Genomic DNA, 18636 nt, shown 5'->3' with positions numbered 1-18636 from the left:
GTCGTGCTTTTGCTTGGCAATGGAGTATGGGCTGCCTATGTTAGGCGAAGGCTCCTTTCAACGACGCGTGCCTGACGGCCGCCAACGGGACAATCGATGAATCCGAACTACCGCAACCTTGCGCTCTGGGCGATCATAGCGGTTCTGCTTATCGCTCTCTTCAATCTGTTCCAGACGCCGCAGACGCGCGGAGCCGCGACCGACATTCCCTATTCGCAGTTCCTGCAGGATGTTCAGTCGGGCCGCGTCAAGACCGTGACCATCGCCGGCGACCGCATCAGCGGTTCCTACGGCGACAGCGCTTCCGGTTTCCAGACCTATTCGCCAGGCGATCCGTCGCTGGTTTCGAAGCTTGAGGCCAAGGGCGTCACCATCAATGCGCGCCCGGAGACCGACGGTTCCAATACGCTGTTCGGCTATCTGCTGTCGTGGCTGCCGATGATCCTGATCCTCGGCGTGTGGATTTTCTTCATGCGCCAGATGCAGTCCGGTTCCGGCCGCGCCATGGGCTTCGGCAAATCCAAGGCCAAGCTTCTGACCGAGGCGCATGGCCGTATTACCTTCGCCGATGTTGCGGGCGTGGACGAAGCCAAGCAGGATCTGGAAGAGATCGTCGAGTTCCTGCGCGATCCGCAGAAGTTCCAGCGCCTTGGCGGCAAGATTCCGCGCGGCGTACTGCTCGTCGGCCCTCCCGGCACCGGCAAGACGCTGCTGGCGCGCTCGGTCGCGGGTGAAGCCAATGTGCCGTTCTTCACCATTTCCGGCTCGGATTTCGTTGAAATGTTCGTGGGTGTCGGCGCCAGCCGCGTGCGTGACATGTTCGACCAGGCCAAGAAGAACTCGCCCTGCATCATCTTCATCGACGAAATCGATGCGGTGGGTCGTCATCGCGGCGCCGGCCTCGGCGGCGGCAATGACGAGCGCGAGCAGACGCTGAACCAGCTTCTGGTCGAGATGGACGGTTTTGAGTCCAACGAATCGATCATCCTGATCGCCGCCACCAACCGTCCCGACGTGCTCGATCCGGCCCTGCTGCGTCCCGGCCGTTTCGACCGGCAGGTCGTGGTGCCGAACCCGGACATCGTCGGCCGCGAGAAGATCCTCAAGGTGCATGTGCGCAACGTGCCGCTGGCGCCGAATGTCGATCTCAAGGTGCTGGCACGCGGCACGCCCGGCTTCTCCGGCGCGGACCTGATGAACCTCGTCAACGAAGCGGCGCTGATGGCGGCGCGGCGCAACAAGCGCCTCGTCACCATGGCCGAGTTCGAGGACGCCAAGGACAAGATCATGATGGGCGCGGAGCGCCGCTCCTCGGCCATGACGCAGGCCGAGAAGGAGCTGACCGCCTATCACGAGGCCGGCCACGCCATTCTGGCGCTCAACGTTCCGTCCGCCGACCCGCTGCACAAGGCGACCATCATTCCGCGCGGCCGTGCGCTCGGCATGGTCATGCAGCTGCCCGAGGGCGACCGCTATTCGATGAGCTACAAATACATGATCTCGCGACTGGCGATCATGATGGGTGGCCGCGTGGCGGAAGAACTCAAGTTCGGCAAGGAGAACATTACCTCCGGCGCATCTTCGGACATCGAGCAGGCGACCAAGCTCGCCCGCGCCATGGTCACCCGCTGGGGCTTCTCCGACAAGCTCGGCCATGTTGCCTATGGCGACAATCAGGAAGAGGTGTTCCTCGGCCATTCGGTCGCGCGCACCCAGAACATCTCGGAAGAGACGGCGCAGATCATCGACGCCGAAGTTCGCCGCCTGATCGAGGAAGCCTACACCACCGCGATGAACGTCCTGACCAAGAAGAAGAAGGACTGGATCGCGCTGGCGGAAGGGCTGCTCGAATACGAGACGCTTTCCGGCGACGAGATCAGAGACCTGCTGGCCGGAAACAAGCCTTCGCGTGATCTGGGCGACGATACGCCGACCAGCCGAGGCTCGGCCGTGCCCAAGGCCGGCGGCACCGCGAAAGGCAAGAAGAAGGGTCCGGAGCCGGAAGGCGGCATGGAGCCCCAGCCTCAGAACTGAGTTCTCCGGTGACCGCGCCGACACAAGGAAAACGCCGCGCTCAGCGCGGCGTTGTCTTTTGAAGGGGTGTGCGAGACGGCTTTTTCGGGGAGGAAAAGAGCCTTTCGTCAGGAAATCTTATGATTTGGGCGAGATACTTTCCAGATTCCGTTCACCGTTTACCTTGGAATGATGACTTTCAATCATATAATTTGATATCGGGTGCGGGTCTGGGTGTGGCAATAGACGCCACTGTGCGATCGGTAAGGGGAAGCTTTTCATGGCACGTTACTTCGGCACCGACGGTATTCGCGGGCAGGCCAACAAATTTCCGATGACGGCGGAGATTGCCATGCGTGTGGGCATGGCGGCGGGCCTGTCGTTCCAGCGCGGCAGCCATCGCCATCGCGTCGTGCTCGGCAAGGACACGCGCCTTTCCGGCTACATGATCGAAAACGCCATGGTGGCCGGTCTGTGTGCGGCCGGCATGGATGTCTTCCTGCTCGGCCCCATTCCGACACCGGCCGTCGCCATGCTGGTGCGATCCCTGCGCGCCGACATGGGCGTCATGATCTCGGCATCGCACAATCCCTTTCAGGACAACGGCATCAAGCTGTTCGGGCCTGACGGCTACAAGCTTTCCGACAAGATCGAGGGGCGCATCGAATCGCTGCTCGACAATGGTGTCGACATGGCGCTCGCCGACCCGGAGGCCCTTGGCCGGGCCAAGCGTGTCGACGGTGTCCATGACCGCTACATCGAATTTGCCAAGCGCACCCTGCCGCGCTCCATGTCCCTGTCGGGCCTGCGCATCGTCATTGACTGCGCCAATGGCGCTGCCTACAAGGTCGCCCCGGCCGCGCTGTGGGAACTGGGCGCCGACGTCATCTCGATCAATGACGACCCGAACGGTTTCAACATCAACAAGGAATGTGGCTCGACGCATCCGGCGGGCCTGCAAAACAAGGTCCACGAAGTGCGCGCCGATATCGGCATCGCGCTCGATGGCGACGCCGACCGGGTGGTAATCGTCGATGAAAAGGGCGAGATCGTCGATGGCGACCAGATCATGGCGCTTATCGCTGAATCCTGGCATCAGAGCGGCCGCCTCACCGGCAACGGCGTGGTTTCCACCATCATGTCCAATCTTGGTCTGGAGCGTTTTCTGACTGGGCTGAAGCTCGACCTCCATCGCACCAAGGTCGGCGACCGCTATGTGGTCGAGCATATGCGCGCCAACGGCCTGAATGTGGGCGGCGAGCAGTCCGGCCATATTGTTCTGTCCGATTTCTCCACCACCGGCGACGGGCTGGTTTCCGCCCTGCAGGTTCTGGCCTGCATCAAGCGGCTGAACAAGCCGGTCAGCGAAGTGGCGAAGAAGTTCGATCCGGTGCCGCAGTTGCTCAAGAATGTGCGTATCTCCGGCGGCGCGCCGCTGGAGGAGAAGCAGGTTCAGGAAGCCATCGAAGAAGGACGCAACCGGCTTGGAGAGGGTGGTCGCGTGGTCATCCGGCCATCCGGAACCGAGCCCCTCATCCGCGTCATGGCCGAAGGCGATGACGCGAAGCTGGTGGAATCCGTGGTCGACGACATCGTGCAGGTTCTCTCTCAGGTGCGCAGCGCAGCCTGAAGCTTTCCCGATTTCTCTGGGGTTTGCGGCCGGGCAAGTTTTGTCCGGCCCTTCAGGTGATGGGCCGACCGCAACCTGTGTGCGATTTTTTTACGTCAGACACGTGGTTAATAGGCAGGGTTAAATCACCCTTAACCGTTACCATTCATTGTCCTTACTGAACGCAATGATTTTCAGACCCTCTTCGGGTCAGGGCATTCAGGGGAAGACAAGGATGTTCAGCTTCGCAAGGAAAGCTGTTTTGGCCGGCGTCGGAGCGGGTCTGGTGGCTGGTTTCGCCGGTCCTTCACTGGCAGCGGACATTACGGACGAGCCGCTGGTGATCCGCGATCCCGCGCCGGTGATTTATGAAGAGCAGGGCAGCTACAGCGGCTGGTACATCCGCGGCGATGTGGACTACCACTGGTCGAAATTCCGCGGCGCCGATTACATCACCTATGGCGCCAATCCGGGCACAGGCAGCTTCGATCACCATAAGCTCAAAGGCGCCATGTCGGCGGGCATCGGCGCCGGTTATCAGTTCGACAACCGTTTCCGCACCGATCTGACACTCGACTGGCTGGCCAAGTCGAAGTTCCGCGGCGGCACAAGTGGCTGGTGCGGCGCCAGCCAGTGCACCTCTGTCGACACCACCTCCTATTCAGCGCTGCTTCTGCTGGCCAATGCCTATGTCGACCTCGGCACCTGGCACAGGATCACGCCCTATGTGGGCGGCGGCATCGGCGGTGCCCATGTGAAATGGGACAAGCTCGACAACACCATCTGCGACGACCCGAACAATCCGGGTTGCTCCACCACGACGCATGGCGGAAAGAAAGGCTGGCGCTTCGCCTATTCGCTTGCCGCCGGCGCATCCTACTGCCTGACGAAGAATCTCGACCTTGATGTCGGTTATCGCTTCACCCGCATCGAAGGCGGCAAGATGTTCGGCTATGCCGGGCCGGCCGGCGGCATCGGCGCGGGTCCCGGGCACGACAAGGGCCTGAACAACCATGAGGTTCGTGGCGGTCTGCGCTACACCTTCGGCGAGGGATCGGGTCGTTGCGAAGAGCCGCAAACGGTCGTCTACGAGCCGGAGCCGATCTACACCAAGTAGCGTCAGCTTCCAGAACAGCCTGTTTTCCACCGCCCGGCCATGCGCCGGGCGGTTTTGCTTTTTCGCCCGGCAACGCAAACTCTTTTGCCGTGGGTGCTGAAAGGATTGGTTAGCCTTAACGCTGATTTAACCGGTATGGTTAACAATGCTTCATGACAGGCGGCTGGGTTTCCCTTTTTTCGACCAGCGCCAACCTCGGGAGTTGGTGACATGAAGCTGAACACTTGCATCGCGCTGGCGCTGGCAACGGCCCCGCTTGCTCTTCTGACGGCTGCCGCATCGGCGGCCGATTACGATCCGCCGATCTTTGTGGAAGAAGCGCCGGAATATGTTCCCGTCGAAATCGGTTCCGGCTGGTATCTGCGCGGCGACGTGGCCTATCTTCCCGAAGAAAGCTACAAGCACGTCAATTTCGATTCCACGGTTTTCAGCTTTTCCGAAAAGGAAAAGCCCGTCTTCGCCAGCCTCGGCTTCGGTTACCATTTCAACGACTATCTGCGCGGCGACGTGAACATCGGCTGGCTTCCCGGCAACAAGACCGATGCATGGGGCACCGACGGCACCGCCGACCTGACGGCGCGGGTCAAGAACAACGCCTGGACGGCGATGGTCAACGGCTATGTCGATCTCGGCACCTATGTCGGCATCACCCCCTATGTCGGGGCCGGCATCGGGGTGATGCAGTCGCGCAGCAGCGCGTCGTACAGCTACACCGACCCCACCGGAATACTTGCCGCTTCGGGGAAGAAGAGCGAATATTCTTTCGCCTATTCGCTTGCTGCCGGCGCAGCCTACAAGCTGACGGACAATCTGGTTCTGGATGTCGGCTACCAGTATCTGTCTTCGCCCGATGCGGAATATTTCTCGCTGGATGGCACCACCGGCCTTTCCCAGCACAAGGGCATCGACAACCATCAGATCAAGGTCGGCCTGCGCTACGACCTGTGGTGAACGGGGCCTCGAACGGATTCTTACGAGGGCGGGCTCCGGTCCGCCCTTTTCGCATGTGCGGCCTTTTTGCGCGTGCGGATGTGTTCCGCCCGCGACATCAACTTTCCTCTTGACGCCTGAGGCATGAAGGCATATCGCCGTCCGTGGGCCACCCCTCCCCAACGAGGGGCTACCTATCTGGAAGGATAGACCACGATGACAGCACTGCCTCTGCCGGACAAGCGTCCGGCCAATCCCCGTTTTTCCTCTGGTCCCTGCGCGAAGCGTCCCGGTTGGTCGCTCGAAGCGCTTGCCGATGCCGCGCTCGGGCGCTCGCATCGTGCAAAGCTTGGCAAGAACAAGCTGGCCGAGGCCATCGATCTTACCCGTGAAATTCTGCAGGTTCCGGCCGATTACCGCATCGGCATCGTTCCTGCTTCCGATACCGGCGCCGTCGAGATGGCGCTGTGGTCGCTGCTTGGCCCGCGCGGTGTCGACATGGTCGCCTGGGAATCTTTCGGCGCCGGCTGGGTGACCGATGTGGTCAAGCAACTGAAGCTTCCCGACATCCGCAGGATCGAGGCGCCCTATGGCGAGCTGCCGGACCTTACGCAGATCGATTTCGACCGCGATGTGGTCTTCACATGGAACGGCACCACATCCGGCGTGAGCGTGGCCAATGGCGATTTCATTCCCGCCGACCGTCAGGGCCTGACGATCTGCGACGCCACTTCGGCGGCTTTCGCACAGCGTCTCGATTTCGCGAAGCTCGATGTCGTGACCTTCTCCTGGCAGAAGGTGCTGGGCGGCGAAGGCGCGCACGGCATGCTGATCCTGTCGCCCCGCGCTGTCGAGCGGCTGGAAAATTACGTTCCTGCCTGGCCGATGCCGAAGCTCTTCCGCATGACCAAGAGCGGCAAGCTGATCGAGGGCATCTTCAAGGGCGAGACCATCAACACCCCGTCCATGCTGGCCCTTGAGGACTATCTCGACGCGCTGCGCTGGGCAAAGGAGATCGGTGGGCTGGATGCGCTGGTCGCCCGCGCCGACGCCAATTTCGCCGTTGTCGACCGCTTCGTGGAAAAGTCGGGCTGGCTCGCCAATCTCGCCACTGATCCGGCGACGCGCTCGAACACGTCCGTATGCCTGTCGATCGTCGATCCCGACATTGCAGCGCTCGACGCGGATGGTCAGGCAGCTTTCGCCAAGGGGCTGGTTGCACTGCTCGACAAGCAGGGCGTCGCCTATGACATCGGCCACTACCGCGATGCGCCTCCCGGCCTTCGCATCTGGTGCGGCGCAACCGTCGAGGCCTCCGATCTCGAAGCGCTGGTGCCCTGGCTCGACTGGGCCTTCGCCCAGCAGAAGGCGACGCTGAAGGCCGCTGCCTGATCGCGATTTCGGGCTGCCTGCCGTTAGGCGGCCCATTCCTCTCCCGAATTTCCAGATTTTCAGACGAAGGAGGCCATCATGGCGCCCCGCGTACTCGTTTCCGACAAGCTTTCTCCTACCGCCGTCCAGATTTTCAAGGATCGCGGCGTCGAGGTCGATTACCTGCCCGATCTCGGCAAGGACAAGGAAAAGCTCCTTGAAGTCATTGGCCAGTATGATGGTCTTGCCATCCGCTCGGCCACCAAGGTGACGGAAAAACTGATCGCCGCCGCGACCAATCTGAAGGTGGTGGGTCGTGCCGGCATTGGCGTCGACAATGTCGACATTCCTGCCGCCTCGCGTCGCGGTATCATCGTGATGAACACGCCGTTCGGCAACTCCATCACCACCGCCGAGCACGCCGTTGCGCTGATGTTCGCCGTAGCCCGCCAGTTGCCGGAAGCCAATGCTTCCACCCATGCCGGCAAGTGGGAAAAGAACCGCTTCATGGGCGTCGAGATCACCGGCAAGACACTGGGCATCATCGGCGCCGGCAATATCGGCTCGATCGTGGCGACCCGCGCCGTCGGCCTGAAGATGCATGTGGTGGCCTTCGACCCGTTCCTCTCCGAAAGCCGCGCCGAGGAGCTGGGCGTGGAGAAGGTGGAGCTCGACGAGCTGCTGGCCCGCGCCGACTTCATCACCCTGCACACGCCGCTGACCGACAAGACCCGCAATATCATCAATGCCGAATCCATTGCGAAGATGAAGGACGGCGTGCGCATCATCAATTGCGCCCGCGGCGGCCTGATCGTCGAGGCGGACCTTATCGCCGCGCTGAAGAGCGGCAAGGTGGCGGGCGCCGGCATCGACGTGTTCGAGGTCGAGCCGGCGACGGACAACGAGCTGTTCAATATGGAAAACGTGGTCTGCACGCCGCATCTGGGTGCTTCGACCTCGGAAGCGCAGGAGAATGTCGCCCTGCAGGTGGCCGAGCAGATGTCGGACTATCTGGTCAAGGGCGCGGTTTCCAACGCAATCAACATGCCCTCGATCACCGCCGAGGAAGCGCCGCGCCTCAAGCCGTTCGTGAAGCTTGCCGAAGTGCTGGGCGCGTTCGTCGGTCAGGTCACGGAAGATCCGATCAAGGAAGTCGAGATCCTGTTCGACGGTTCGACCGCGACCATGAACACAAGAGCGCTGATCAGCGCTGCTCTTGCCGGCCTGATCCGCCCGCAGGTGGCCGATGTGAACATGGTGTCGGCACCGATCATGGTGAAGGAGCGCGGCATCATCGTCGCCGAGGTCAAGCGCGACAAGTCCGGCGTCTTCGACGGCTATATAAGGCTGACGGTCAAGACCGAGCATCAGGAGCGTTCGATCGCCGGAACCTGCTTCTCCGACGGCAAGCCGCGCTTCATCCAGATCAAGGGCATCAATCTCGATGCCGAGGTCGGCCAGCACATGCTCTACACGACCAATGCCGATGCGCCCGGCATTATCGGCCTGCTGGGCACGCTGTGCGGCAAACATGAGGTCAACATCGCCAACTTCGCGCTGGGCCGCAACCGCCCCGGCGGCGATGCCATCGCGCTGCTCTATCTCGATGCGCCGTTCCCGGAAGATGCTCTGGCCGAGGTGCGCGCGCACGAAAAGATCGATTCGGCCAAGCGCCTGCAGTTCGACGTCAACGGTCTGTAGACCACAGCTTCACATATTCAGAACGAGGCCGGGGACGGGTTCCCCGGCCTTGTTTACGTTTGGGCGCCGGATGCGCGGCGCCGCCCGTCCCATTCGGCAACGAGCACCCCCGACAGCACCAGGACCAGCGCAATGGCGTGATAGGCCTGAAATTCCTCGCCGAGGATGACGACCGCCAGCAGCGCGCCCCAGACCGGCAAAAGGTTGATGAACAGGCCGGCGCGGTTGCCGCCGATGATCTCGACGCCGCGTATGTAGAAGATCTGCGACAGCAGCGATGGAAACAGCAACACATAGGCGATGATCGCCCAGCCCATGGCATCGGGCAGGATCAGCGCTCCGGCGGCCGCTTCCGCCCAGAGCAGGGGCAGGGCGCTGATGAACGCGCCCGCGCACAGCGCCGCCATCAGGCTCATCCAGTGAAGCTGCGGCTTACGCCGCAGGGCGGCGGTGTAGAAGCCGTAGGTCAGGATGGCGATGATCATGAGGGCGTCGCCGAAATTGACGTCGAGCTGCAATATCCGCTCCGGTTCGCCATGCGTGGCGGTGAGGATGATGCCCGCGAACGACAGCACGAAGCCGCCGAACTGGGCAAGCGTGGTGCGGGTGCCATAGAGGAGGTAGCTGAAGATGAAGACCAGCAGGGGGATGCCGCCCTGCTCGATGCTGGCATTGGTGGCGGAGGTGTAGAGGAGCGCGCTGTAGAGCGCCGCGCTGAAAATGGTGAACCCGATGGCGCCCATGGCCAGCAGATACCATTTGTGCTGGCGGATGACGGGCCAGTCCGCCATGATCTCGCGGCGCCCGGCAACAGCCAGAACAACCAGCACGATGCCCCAGCGGATGGCGTTGAGGAACATCGGCGACACATGGCCGACCGCCATCTTGCCTGCAACGGAATTTCCCGCCCAGAACAATGTGGCTGCCGCCAGCAGGAGATAAGGGTTCTGTTTCATGGGATGGAAACCACCGGGACGAAAGGCAAGTGTGTTCGGGACGTTGTAATGGCTCTTCTTGCCAGATAAACCACGCCTAAGCCAAAATTGTTGTGCTGCCAGCGCCTCCAAACGGCAAACAAAGGTCGCGCGCAGCGTTTGTGGACGCTATAGAGGCCTGTCGTTTTTACGGGCGCGCTGGATTGCGGCCCGATTGAAGGGAAGAAGACATGGCCAATGTGGTGGTCGTCGGCTCGCAATGGGGCGACGAAGGCAAGGGCAAGATCGTGGACTGGCTGTCGGAGCGCGCCGATGTGGTGGTGCGCTTTCAGGGCGGGCACAATGCCGGGCATACGCTCGTCGTCGATGGCAATGTCTACAAGCTGTCGCTGCTGCCTTCGGGCGTGGTGCGCAACAAGCTCTCCATCATCGGCAATGGCGTGGTCTTCGATCCGCACGCCTTCGTGGCCGAAGTGGCCAAGCTGCGCGGGCAGGGCGTGGAAATTAATCCCGACAACCTGAAAATCGCCGAAAACACCGCGCTTATTCTTTCCCTGCACAGGGAACTGGACGGTTTCCGCGAGGACGCGGCCTCCAATTCCGGAACGAAGATCGGAACGACGCGGCGCGGCATCGGTCCTGCCTATGAGGACAAGGTCGGCCGCCGTGGCATCAGGGTGATGGATCTGGCGGATCTGGAAACACTGCCGGCAAAGGTGGACCGCCTGCTGACGCATCACAATGCGTTGCGCAAGGGGCTGGGCCACGCCGAGGTGGCGCATGAGGCGATCATGCAGGAGCTGACGTCGGTGGCCGGCGAGATCCTGCCCTACATGGACAGGGTGTGGAAGGTGCTGGACGACTGCCGCAAGGCGGGCGAGCGCATCCTGTTCGAGGGCGCGCAGGGCACGCTGCTCGACATCGATCACGGCACCTATCCTTTCGTGACCTCGTCCAACACGGTGGCCGGGCAGGCCGCCGCCGGCTCCGGCATCGGGCCCGGCGCGCTCAGCTACGTGCTCGGCATCACCAAGGCCTACACCACGCGCGTCGGCGAAGGCCCGTTCCCGACCGAGCAGGTCAACGAGATCGGCGAGTTCCTCGGCACGCGCGGCCATGAATTCGGCGTCGTCACCGGCCGCAAGCGCCGCTGCGGCTGGTTCGATGCCGTGCTGGTGCGCCAGGCCGTGGCCGTCAACGGCATCAAGGGCATCGCGCTGACCAAGCTCGACGTTCTCGACGGTCTCGACGAGATCAAGGTGTGCACCGGCTATATGCTCGACGGCGAGAAGATCGACTATCTGCCGGCCAGCCAGGGCGCGCAGGCGCGTGTGCAGCCCATCTACGAGACGCTGGAAGGCTGGAAGGAAACGACCGCCGGCGCGCGCAGCTGGAACGATCTGCCGGCGCAGGCAGTTAAGTATGTGCGCCACATCGAGGAACTGATCGGCGCCCCGGTGGCGCTGCTTTCCACCAGCCCGGAGCGGGACGACACGATACTTGTGACGGACCCGTTTCAGGATTAACTATGCCCGTTCGGCGGGGCAGGCCGTGGGCTCTGCGCCGCCGATGACAAGGACAGGTCGACTGTAGCATGGCAGATTTCGTTGCGGTTCTGAAGAAGACGCTCGGCGGTCTGGGCGAAACCACGCCCGAGATCCGGGCCAGGGTCTATGACAAGGCCCGTGCGACGATCGCTTCCAAGCTGGCCGCTCTGGACCCGCAGCCGCCGGAAGCGGTGGCCGAACGCCAGAAGAAGATGCTGGAGGACGCCATCGCCACGGTCGAGCGCGATTACGCGCCGCCGCTACCTCCACCGGAACCTGAGATCGACCCGCTGGCCGAGCTGGAGAACATCTTCTCCTCCATCGACCGCAACAAGAACCAGCAGACGCATACGGCTCCTGCCGTGTCTGCTCCGGTCATTGGCCACACGCCCCCCGCGGCTGCGCCCGCACCGACGTCGGCTCCAGCCCCGGCTCCGGCACGATCGGAACCGACGGCGCCGACACCTGCTGCTTTCCCTGCCAAGACGCCTGCTTCTCCTCTCGCGTCGGAAAAGCCGGTGCCGCCTCCACCCGCTCCCGCGCCTGCCGAGGGCATGGGCGCAAAACCCTTTTCGGACCGTGCAGAGCCGGTTTCCCGCGCGGAACCGTTCCGGTCCGAGCCTGAAGTCGATGACGGCAAAGCCGATATCAGGCCAGATCATTCCCCTGCCGGCAACGCATATCCGCAGGATGATGACGATGAGCTGTTCGACATCCCGCCTGAGCCGCCTGTGGACCGCCAGCCCGAACTTGCGTTCGACTTCGAGGAAGAACGCGGGCGCAGAAGCTACCGGGGGCTGATCATCGGCCTGCTGGCACTGGTGGTTCTGGGCGGTGGCGGCTATGCGGCCTGGCTCAACAAGGACGCCCTTGGGGATGCCTTCGGCACCATGTTCGCAAGCAGCGATGGCGATCCGAAGCCGATTGTCGTCAAGCCGGTTAAGGTGCCCCCGCCTGCCGAGAATACGGCCGATGCGCAGCCGGCAACGCCCGCGCCGGCTCCTGCTTCCCCTCCAGCGACCGGCAATGGCGAAGGTTCGGAAAAATTCACCCAGCGCCTGCTGCCCGACGGCAAGGAAACCGATCCCGGCCCGGCCGGTGGCGGCAGTTCCATCGGCGAGGGTTCCTCGGTCGTGGCGCTGACGACGCCTCCGCCTTCGGCAGCTCCCGATTCCAGCCAGCCGGCCGCACCTTCGCAGGCCCAGCAAGGCCAGACCGGGCAGGCAGGCGTGGCGGTCGGCCAGAAGGCGATCTATTACGAAGAGCGCACCAATGTCGCGCAGGGCTCCGCCGAGCCCGGCAATGTGGTGTGGTCGCTGGTTCAGGAATCGCCGGGTGGCGACGAGCCGCCGGAGCCTGCCATCCGTGGCGAGGTTCAGGTTCCGGGTAAGGAGGTGCAGCTTCGCTTCACCATCCGCCGCAATGCCGACGACACCCTTCCCGCCAGCCACATCATCGAGATGATCTTCCTGACGCCCGACGGTTTCGAGGGCGGCGGCATCGACAATGTTCTGCGCATCGCGCTGAAGGCGGCCGAGCAGGAAGCGGGCAATCCGCTGATCGGCATCCCGGCCAAGATCGCGGACGGTTATTTCCTCGTCGCGCTCAACGACACGAAGGCGGATCAGGAAGCCAACCTGTCGCTGCTGCGCAATCAGGAATGGATCGACGTGCCGGTGATCTACAAGTCCGGCCGGCGTGCCCTGCTCACCATGGAAAAGGGCATTCCCGGCGACAAGGTCTTCGACGAGGCGATCAAGGCATGGCAGGCGAAAGCGTCCGGACAATGATGTCCGGGCGGGGCTGACGGCTTAAAGCCGCCGAGGGTTGCCGGGAGGGGCGTCCATGGAAATCGTTGTTCCCAGTGCCGCCAGTCTCGGCCTGTTCGTGGTCTCCGCCATCGCGCTGCTCATCATTCCGGGGCCGGCCGTGCTTTACATCGTGGCGCGTTCGGTGGCGCAGGGGCGCAAGGCCGGGCTGGTTTCCGACATGGGCATCCATGTCGCCACGCTGGTTCACGTCGCTGCCGCCGCGCTTGGCCTTTCGGCGCTGCTCGCCTCCTCGGCCGTTGCCTTCTCCATCGTCAAATATGCCGGTGCCGCCTATCTGATCTGGATCGGCCTGCGCAAGATTTTCGGACGCGACGACGAGGGCGGCGCGGACATGCAGATGAAGCCGCACAGCTATCCGCGCCTGTTCCGCGACGGCTTCGTCGTCAATCTGCTCAATCCCAAGACGGCTCTGTTCTTCCTGGCCTTCCTGCCGCAGTTCGTCGAGGTGGAGCGCGGGCATGTGGCCATGCAAATCGCCTTTCTGGGGCTGGTGTTCACGGCTCTCGGCGTGGTCAGCGACGGATGCTACGCTTTCGCGGCTGGCGCTCTGGGTGAGAGGCTGCGTCAAAGCCGCTCCTATGCCCGTTTCGAGCGCTATGTGAGCGGCGTGCTGTTCATCGGCCTTGGCGTCAGCGCCGCCTTCGCCGGGAACAACCGCAAATAGATCGGCCGTCAGGAATCGGGTCGCCAGCAGCCTGACCGCGTGGCAGGGACCAGCGCGCGGCATTTCTGCTATGTCTGTTTGTTTTAGCCGCATTCATGCGACGCCCGCTGTTTTCAGCTGGCTGCGAAATGCCCGGGGTGAGACATGACGAAACCAGTTGCGGCAAACCGGCCGATGACCCCGGCGGAATGGGCAACCTTGTTGTGCCTGTCGCTGTTGTGGGGCGGGTCGTTCTTCTTCAATGCCATCGCGGTGCGGGAACTGCCGGTGTTCACCGTCGTGGTGGGGCGCGTGGTGGTGGCGGCGGTGCTGATGCTTGTCCTGTTGAGGGCGACGGGGCAGAAGCTGCCGACCGGCCGGGGCATATGGCCGGCCTTTTTCGTCATCGGCCTTGCCAACAACGCCATTCCCTTTTCGCTGATCGTCGGCGGCCAGCAGCATATCGCGGCCGGCGTCGCCTCCATCCTCAACGCGGCGACGCCGCTGTTCACCGTGCTCTTCGCACATTTCCTGACTGCAGACGAAAAGATGACGGGCAACCGTTTCATCGGCGTGGTCATCGGTTTTCTGGGCGTTGCCGTCATGGTCGGCATCGATGCGGTGCAGGATCTGGGCAGCCATGTCACGGCGCAGCTGATGTGTCTGTCGGCCACGGTGTCCTATGCGCTGGCCAGCATTTACGGGCGGCGCTTCCGCACCATGGGCGTGGCGCCGCTGGTGACGGCAACCGGGCAGGTGGTCACCGCCAGCATCCTTTTGGTGCCGGTCATGCTGGTGGTGGACAGGCCGTGGGCGCTGCCGATGCCGTCAATTGCAGCAATCGGCGCCGTGGCGGGGCTTGCGGTGCTTTCGACGGCGCTTGCCTATGTGCTGTTCTTCAGATTGCTGGCATCAGCCGGAGCCAGCAATCTGGCGCTGGTCACTTTCCTCGTGCCGGTCAGCGCCATTCTGCTGGGTTTCCTGTTCCTCAATGAAGTGCTGCTGCCGCGCCATCTGGCCGGCATGGCGCTGATCGGCCTCGGCCTTGCCGCGATCGACGGAAGGCTTTGGCGCGCGCTGACCGGATGGCGAATGCCGCCGCCCGCGGACGGGGCCTGAGCGCTTTACCCTTCCAGCTCTTCGCGCAGCATTTCCAGTTCCAGCCACTCCTCCTCGAAGGCGGCGAGTGCCGCGCGCTCCTTGTCGAGGGCGGCGATGGTTTTCTGGAAACCTGTCGGGTCGCGGTCGTAGAAGCCCGGATCGGCGATCTGGTCTTCAAGCCGGTTGATCGTGTCGGTCGCCGCCTCGATTTTCTTCGGCAGGTTTTCGAGCGCGAACTTCTGCTTGAAGGACAGTTTTTTTGAGGCAGCCTTCGCAGTCTCCTGCGATCTGGCGGCGGGCTTGTCGTCATCGCCTGAGGTGCGCGCGCGCAGCTTGCGGTCGTCGAGCTTCGAGGTTCCGCGCTGCGAGAGCATGTCGGAATAGCCGCCGGCATATTCGATCCAGCGTCCGTTCCCTTCGGGGACGATCACGCTGGTGACGGTGCGGTCGAGGAAATCGCGGTCATGGCTGACGAGGATGACCGTGCCGGCAAAGCCGGCGACGAGCTCCTGCAACAATTCCAGCGTCTCCATGTCGAGGTCGTTGGTCGGCTCGTCCAGCACCAGAAGATTGGCCGGACGCGACAGCACGCGCGCCAGAAGCAGGCGGGCGCGTTCGCCGCCCGAAAGCTCGCGCACCGGCGTGCGCGCCTGTTCGGGCTTGAACAGGAAATCCTTCATGTAGGAGACGACATGGCGCTGCTCGCCATTGACAATCAGGCTCTCTCCGCGCCCGTCGGTGAGATAGTGGGCCAGCGTCTCGTTCGGGTCGGCGGCCTCGCGCTTCTGGTCGAGGGTTGCGATCTCCAGATTGACGCCGAGGCGCACGCTGCCTGAATCCGGCTTCAGCTCGCCGGTCAGCATCTTCAAGAGCGTGGTCTTGCCGGCACCATTGGGGCCGACGAGGCCGATGCGGTCGCCGCGCTGGATGCGGGTGGAGAAATCGCTGACGACGGTGAGCTCGCCAAAGCTCTTGGAGATCGACTTCGCCTCAATCACCAGCTTGCCGGATTCCGCCGCGTCGCTTGCCACCATGGTGGCAGCGCCTTCCGCGCCGCGATAGGTGCGGTGGCGCTGGCGCAGGGTCTGCAATTCGCCGAGGCGGCGCACATTGCGCTTGCGCCGGGCGGTGACGCCATAGCGCAGCCAGTGTTCCTCGCGCGCGATCTGGCGGCCAAGCTTGTGCTGGTCGCGCTCTTCCTCTTCGAGGATCTGGTCGCGCCATTCCTCGAAATGGGCAAAGCCCCGGTCGAGTCGCCTTGTCTGGCCGCGATCCAGCCAGACGGTGGCGCGCGACACGCGCTCGAGAAAGCGGCGGTCGTGCGAGATGATGACCAGCGCCGAGGAGGAGCGGATCAGTTCTTCCTCCAGCCATTCGATGACATTGAGGTCGAGATGGTTGGTCGGCTCGTCGAGCAGCAGAATGTCGGGCTCGGGGGCCATGACGCGGGCCAGGGCGGCGCGGCGCGCCTCGCCGCCGGAAAGCTCGCCCGGTTTTTCATCGCCGGTGAGGCCCAGATGTTCAAGCAGATAAGTGGCGCGGTAGGGATCGTCGGCGGGGCCGAGACCCGCCTCGACATAGGCGCGCACGGTGGCGAAGCCGTCCATGTCTGGCGCCTGCGCCAGATAGCGGATGGTGGCTGTGGGCTGGCGGAACACCTCGCCGTCCTGCGCCTCGGCCAGACCGGCCGCGATCTTCAGCAGCGTCGACTTGCCCGAACCGTTGCGCCCGACCAGCGCGATGCGGTCGCCGGGGCCGACGGTGAGGTCGGCGCCGTCGAGCAGCGGCGTGCCGCCGAAGGTCAGGCGGATGCCGGCGAGATTGAGAAGCGGGGGAGCCATGTCAGCCCTCTTTTGGGGTTGGAGCATTTTGCAGCCAGACTGCATCGTCTGGCGTCGCAGGAATGCGGCTAAACAGGTAGCCGGAGAAACGAAACGGCATCAGTCAAAATGCCTGTTGCAGCGGTGGGTGGGCGACGAGCAGGGCGCGGCCCTGTTCAAGTCCGACGCCGAGCCGGCCGCGCACCTCGTTCGACATCGTCAGCGACGAACCGAAGGGGACGCGCACGGCTTCAAGCGGCCATTTCGCGCCCTCAACCGTCAGGCCTGTCAGATCCGAAAAGCCGAGGATCGAGAACAGCGTTCCGTCCGCATAATCGAAGATTGTGGTGCTGCCATGGGGAAGCGGGCGGCCTTCCTGCGTGCCGCTGGTCAGCAACACCTCGGTTCCCGCCTCTGCCAGCCGCAGCGCCAGCGCAAGGTGCAGGAACGCGTGGTCGGCGCGCGCGCCGCCGAAAGCACCGGCCAGTACCAGCGCGGTGGCGCCCTGTTCAAGGGCGATGTCCACTGCCAGTTCGCCGTCGGTTCTGTCCTTGTCGGCAGGGAATTTCCGCGTCGGCACTGATGCCAGATGCTCCGGCAGGTCCGGCGGCGCGGAATCGAAATCGCCCACCCACAGTTCGGGAACGATGCCGAGCGCCTCGGCGTGGCGGATGCCGGAATCTGCGGCGATGACGCGCGTGCCGGCGATCTGGCGGTCGAGGGCGGGTGTGCGGACAAGCTCGCCGCCGAGAAGGATGGTGTATCGGCTCATGGGATCAGGGCATTAGCAGTCCCGCCGGAGGAACGGAAGAGCGGGGCATCGCTCTTGCTTCCCGCCGCATGCGGGCCTATTTCTGAAGATGCTCTAACGGGGTGCCGGACGCGTCATTGCGGCCCGGCTGAGAGGCGAGACCACGCCAACCCGCTGAACCTGATCCGGTTTGTACCGGCGGAGGGATTAGAAGCTGTCGGAGATCCGGCGCCTCGACCCCCTGAAACGCAACCAAGGAGGCGCCGATGCGCACGATGCTCTTATCCTTTCTGTCAGCCGCAGCCCTGCTGGCCGCCGCGCCCGCTTCGGCGGAAGGCAGGCTCACCATCTACACCTATGACAGCTTCACTGCCGAATGGGGCCCCGGCCCGCAGGTGAAGACCAATTTCGAGGCCGAATGCGGCTGCGAGGTCGATTTCGTCTCGGTGGCCGATGGGGTCGCCCTGCTCAACCGGGTGAAGCTCGAAGGCGCGTCGACCAAGGCCGACATCGTGCTCGGCCTCGACACAAATCTCACCGCAGAGGCGCGGGGCACAGGCCTGTTTGTCGCCAATGGCGCGACGCCGCAGGTCAACGTTCCGGGCGGCTGGGACGATGACATGTTCGTGCCCTATGACTACGGCTATTTCGCCGTGGTCTATGATACGGAAAAGCTGCCCAACCCGCCGGCCAGCCTCAAGGAACTGGTAGAGGGAGATGCGTCGCAGAAAATTGTCATTCAGGATCCGCGCACTTCGACGCCGGGCCTTGGCCTGCTTCTGTGGGTGCGCTCGGTCTATGGTGACGAGGCTGGTGCAGCATGGGAGAAGCTGAAGGGCCGCGTGCTGACGGTCACGCCGGGCTGGAGCGAGGCCTACGGGCTGTTCACCAAAGGCGAGGCGCCGATGGTGCTCTCTTACACGACGTCGCCCGCCTATCACATGATCGCCGACAAGAGCGACCGTTATCAGGCCGCCGCCTTCGCCGAAGGGCATTATCTCCAGGTCGAGGTGGCCGGCATCACCGTTACCGGAGCGAAGAACCCGCTGGCCGAAAAGTTCCTCGCCTTCATGACCGGTCCGGGTTTTCAGGACGCGGTGCCGGAAACGCAGTGGATGTATCCGGCGGCGAAGACCGACAAGCCGCTCGATCCTGCCTTCGACAAGCTCGTGAACCCGGCAAAGGCCCTGCAATTCAGCCCGCAGGAGGTCGCCGACAACCGCAAGGTATGGGTGGACGAGTGGCTGTCCGTGATGGGCAGGTAAG

14 protein-coding genes and 1 riboswitch are annotated in these 18636 nt (G+C 63.4%); of the genes, 11 read left to right on the top strand and 3 right to left on the bottom strand.

All coding sequences use genetic code 11. The annotated features are described in order from the left end of the window. Positions 1–96 precede the first annotated feature (96 nt). From ftsH to serA, 6 genes are all read left to right on the top strand, one after another. Positions 97–2034, top strand: a complete 1938-nt coding sequence (ftsH, locus tag AC5XE7_RS06675) for an ATP-dependent zinc metalloprotease FtsH (RefSeq protein ID WP_495365363.1) — start codon at positions 97–99, stop codon at positions 2032–2034. 259 nt (positions 2035–2293) lie between these two features. Then, positions 2294–3643 carry a phosphoglucosamine mutase gene (gene glmM / locus AC5XE7_RS06670; RefSeq protein WP_495365362.1) on the top strand — a complete coding sequence of 450 codons (1350 nt, stop codon included), beginning with the start codon at positions 2294–2296 and terminating at the stop codon, positions 3641–3643. A gap of 214 nt (positions 3644–3857) precedes the next feature. After that, positions 3858–4739, top strand: a complete 882-nt coding sequence (locus AC5XE7_RS06665; protein WP_495365361.1) for an outer membrane protein — start codon at positions 3858–3860, stop codon at positions 4737–4739. Between the two features lie 210 nt (positions 4740–4949). Next, entirely contained in the window at positions 4950–5690 is a 741-nt protein-coding gene (locus AC5XE7_RS06660) for an outer membrane protein (protein WP_495365360.1), read from the top strand. A 195-nt stretch (positions 5691–5885) separates the two neighbouring features. After that, positions 5886–7061 (top strand): phosphoserine transaminase, encoded by a 1176-nt coding sequence (locus AC5XE7_RS06655; RefSeq protein WP_495365359.1) that lies wholly within the window; start codon positions 5886–5888, stop codon positions 7059–7061. A 78-nt stretch (positions 7062–7139) separates the two neighbouring features. Further along, a complete protein-coding gene (serA, locus tag AC5XE7_RS06650; RefSeq protein WP_239799898.1) occupies positions 7140–8741 on the top strand; it encodes a phosphoglycerate dehydrogenase in 1602 nt (533 codons plus the stop codon). A gap of 53 nt (positions 8742–8794) precedes the next feature. Here the strand turns inward: serA and AC5XE7_RS06645 are convergent, their stop codons facing one another. Continuing rightward, positions 8795–9697: a DMT family transporter gene (locus AC5XE7_RS06645; RefSeq protein ID WP_495365358.1), complete on the bottom strand. Its 903-nt coding sequence runs from the start codon at positions 9695–9697 to the stop codon at positions 8795–8797. Between the two features lie 209 nt (positions 9698–9906). Between AC5XE7_RS06645 and AC5XE7_RS06640 the strand changes: the two genes are divergently transcribed. The 4 genes from AC5XE7_RS06640 (at position 9907) to AC5XE7_RS06625 (ending at position 14817) form a co-directional block, all read left to right on the top strand. Further along, positions 9907–11202, top strand: a complete 1296-nt coding sequence (locus AC5XE7_RS06640; RefSeq protein WP_183825260.1) for an adenylosuccinate synthase — start codon at positions 9907–9909, stop codon at positions 11200–11202. A gap of 68 nt (positions 11203–11270) precedes the next feature. Then, a complete protein-coding gene (locus tag AC5XE7_RS06635; protein WP_495365357.1) occupies positions 11271–13013 on the top strand; it encodes a hypothetical protein in 1743 nt (580 codons plus the stop codon). A 55-nt stretch (positions 13014–13068) separates the two neighbouring features. After that, the gene (locus tag AC5XE7_RS06630) at positions 13069–13719 is read left to right on the top strand and encodes a LysE family translocator (protein ID WP_495365356.1); all 651 of its coding nucleotides are present in this window, start codon (positions 13069–13071) and stop codon (positions 13717–13719) included. Between the two features lie 144 nt (positions 13720–13863). Further along, the gene (locus AC5XE7_RS06625) at positions 13864–14817 is read left to right on the top strand and encodes a DMT family transporter (RefSeq protein WP_495365355.1); all 954 of its coding nucleotides are present in this window, start codon (positions 13864–13866) and stop codon (positions 14815–14817) included. Between the two features lie 5 nt (positions 14818–14822). On the opposite strand, the gene AC5XE7_RS06620 is transcribed toward AC5XE7_RS06625, so the two are convergent. Further along, entirely contained in the window at positions 14823–16640 is a 1818-nt protein-coding gene (locus tag AC5XE7_RS06620) for an ABC-F family ATP-binding cassette domain-containing protein (RefSeq protein ID WP_495365354.1), read from the bottom strand. A 103-nt stretch (positions 16641–16743) separates the two neighbouring features. Further along, a complete protein-coding gene (locus AC5XE7_RS06615; RefSeq protein WP_495365353.1) occupies positions 16744–17391 on the bottom strand; it encodes a thiamine diphosphokinase in 648 nt (215 codons plus the stop codon). An 87-nt stretch (positions 17392–17478) separates the two neighbouring features. Further along, positions 17479–17594: riboswitch (TPP riboswitch) on the top strand. Between the two features lie 42 nt (positions 17595–17636). On the opposite strand from AC5XE7_RS06615, the gene thiB reads away from it, so the two are divergent. Further along, positions 17637–18635, top strand: a complete 999-nt coding sequence (gene thiB / locus AC5XE7_RS06610) for a thiamine ABC transporter substrate binding subunit (RefSeq protein ID WP_495365352.1) — start codon at positions 17637–17639, stop codon at positions 18633–18635. The last annotated feature ends 1 nt before the right edge of the window (position 18636 follow it).

It is taken from the genome of Aquamicrobium sp. YD-1-mutant5 (assembly GCF_059509755.1).
This window is presented reverse-complemented; position numbering and strand designations above follow the sequence as displayed.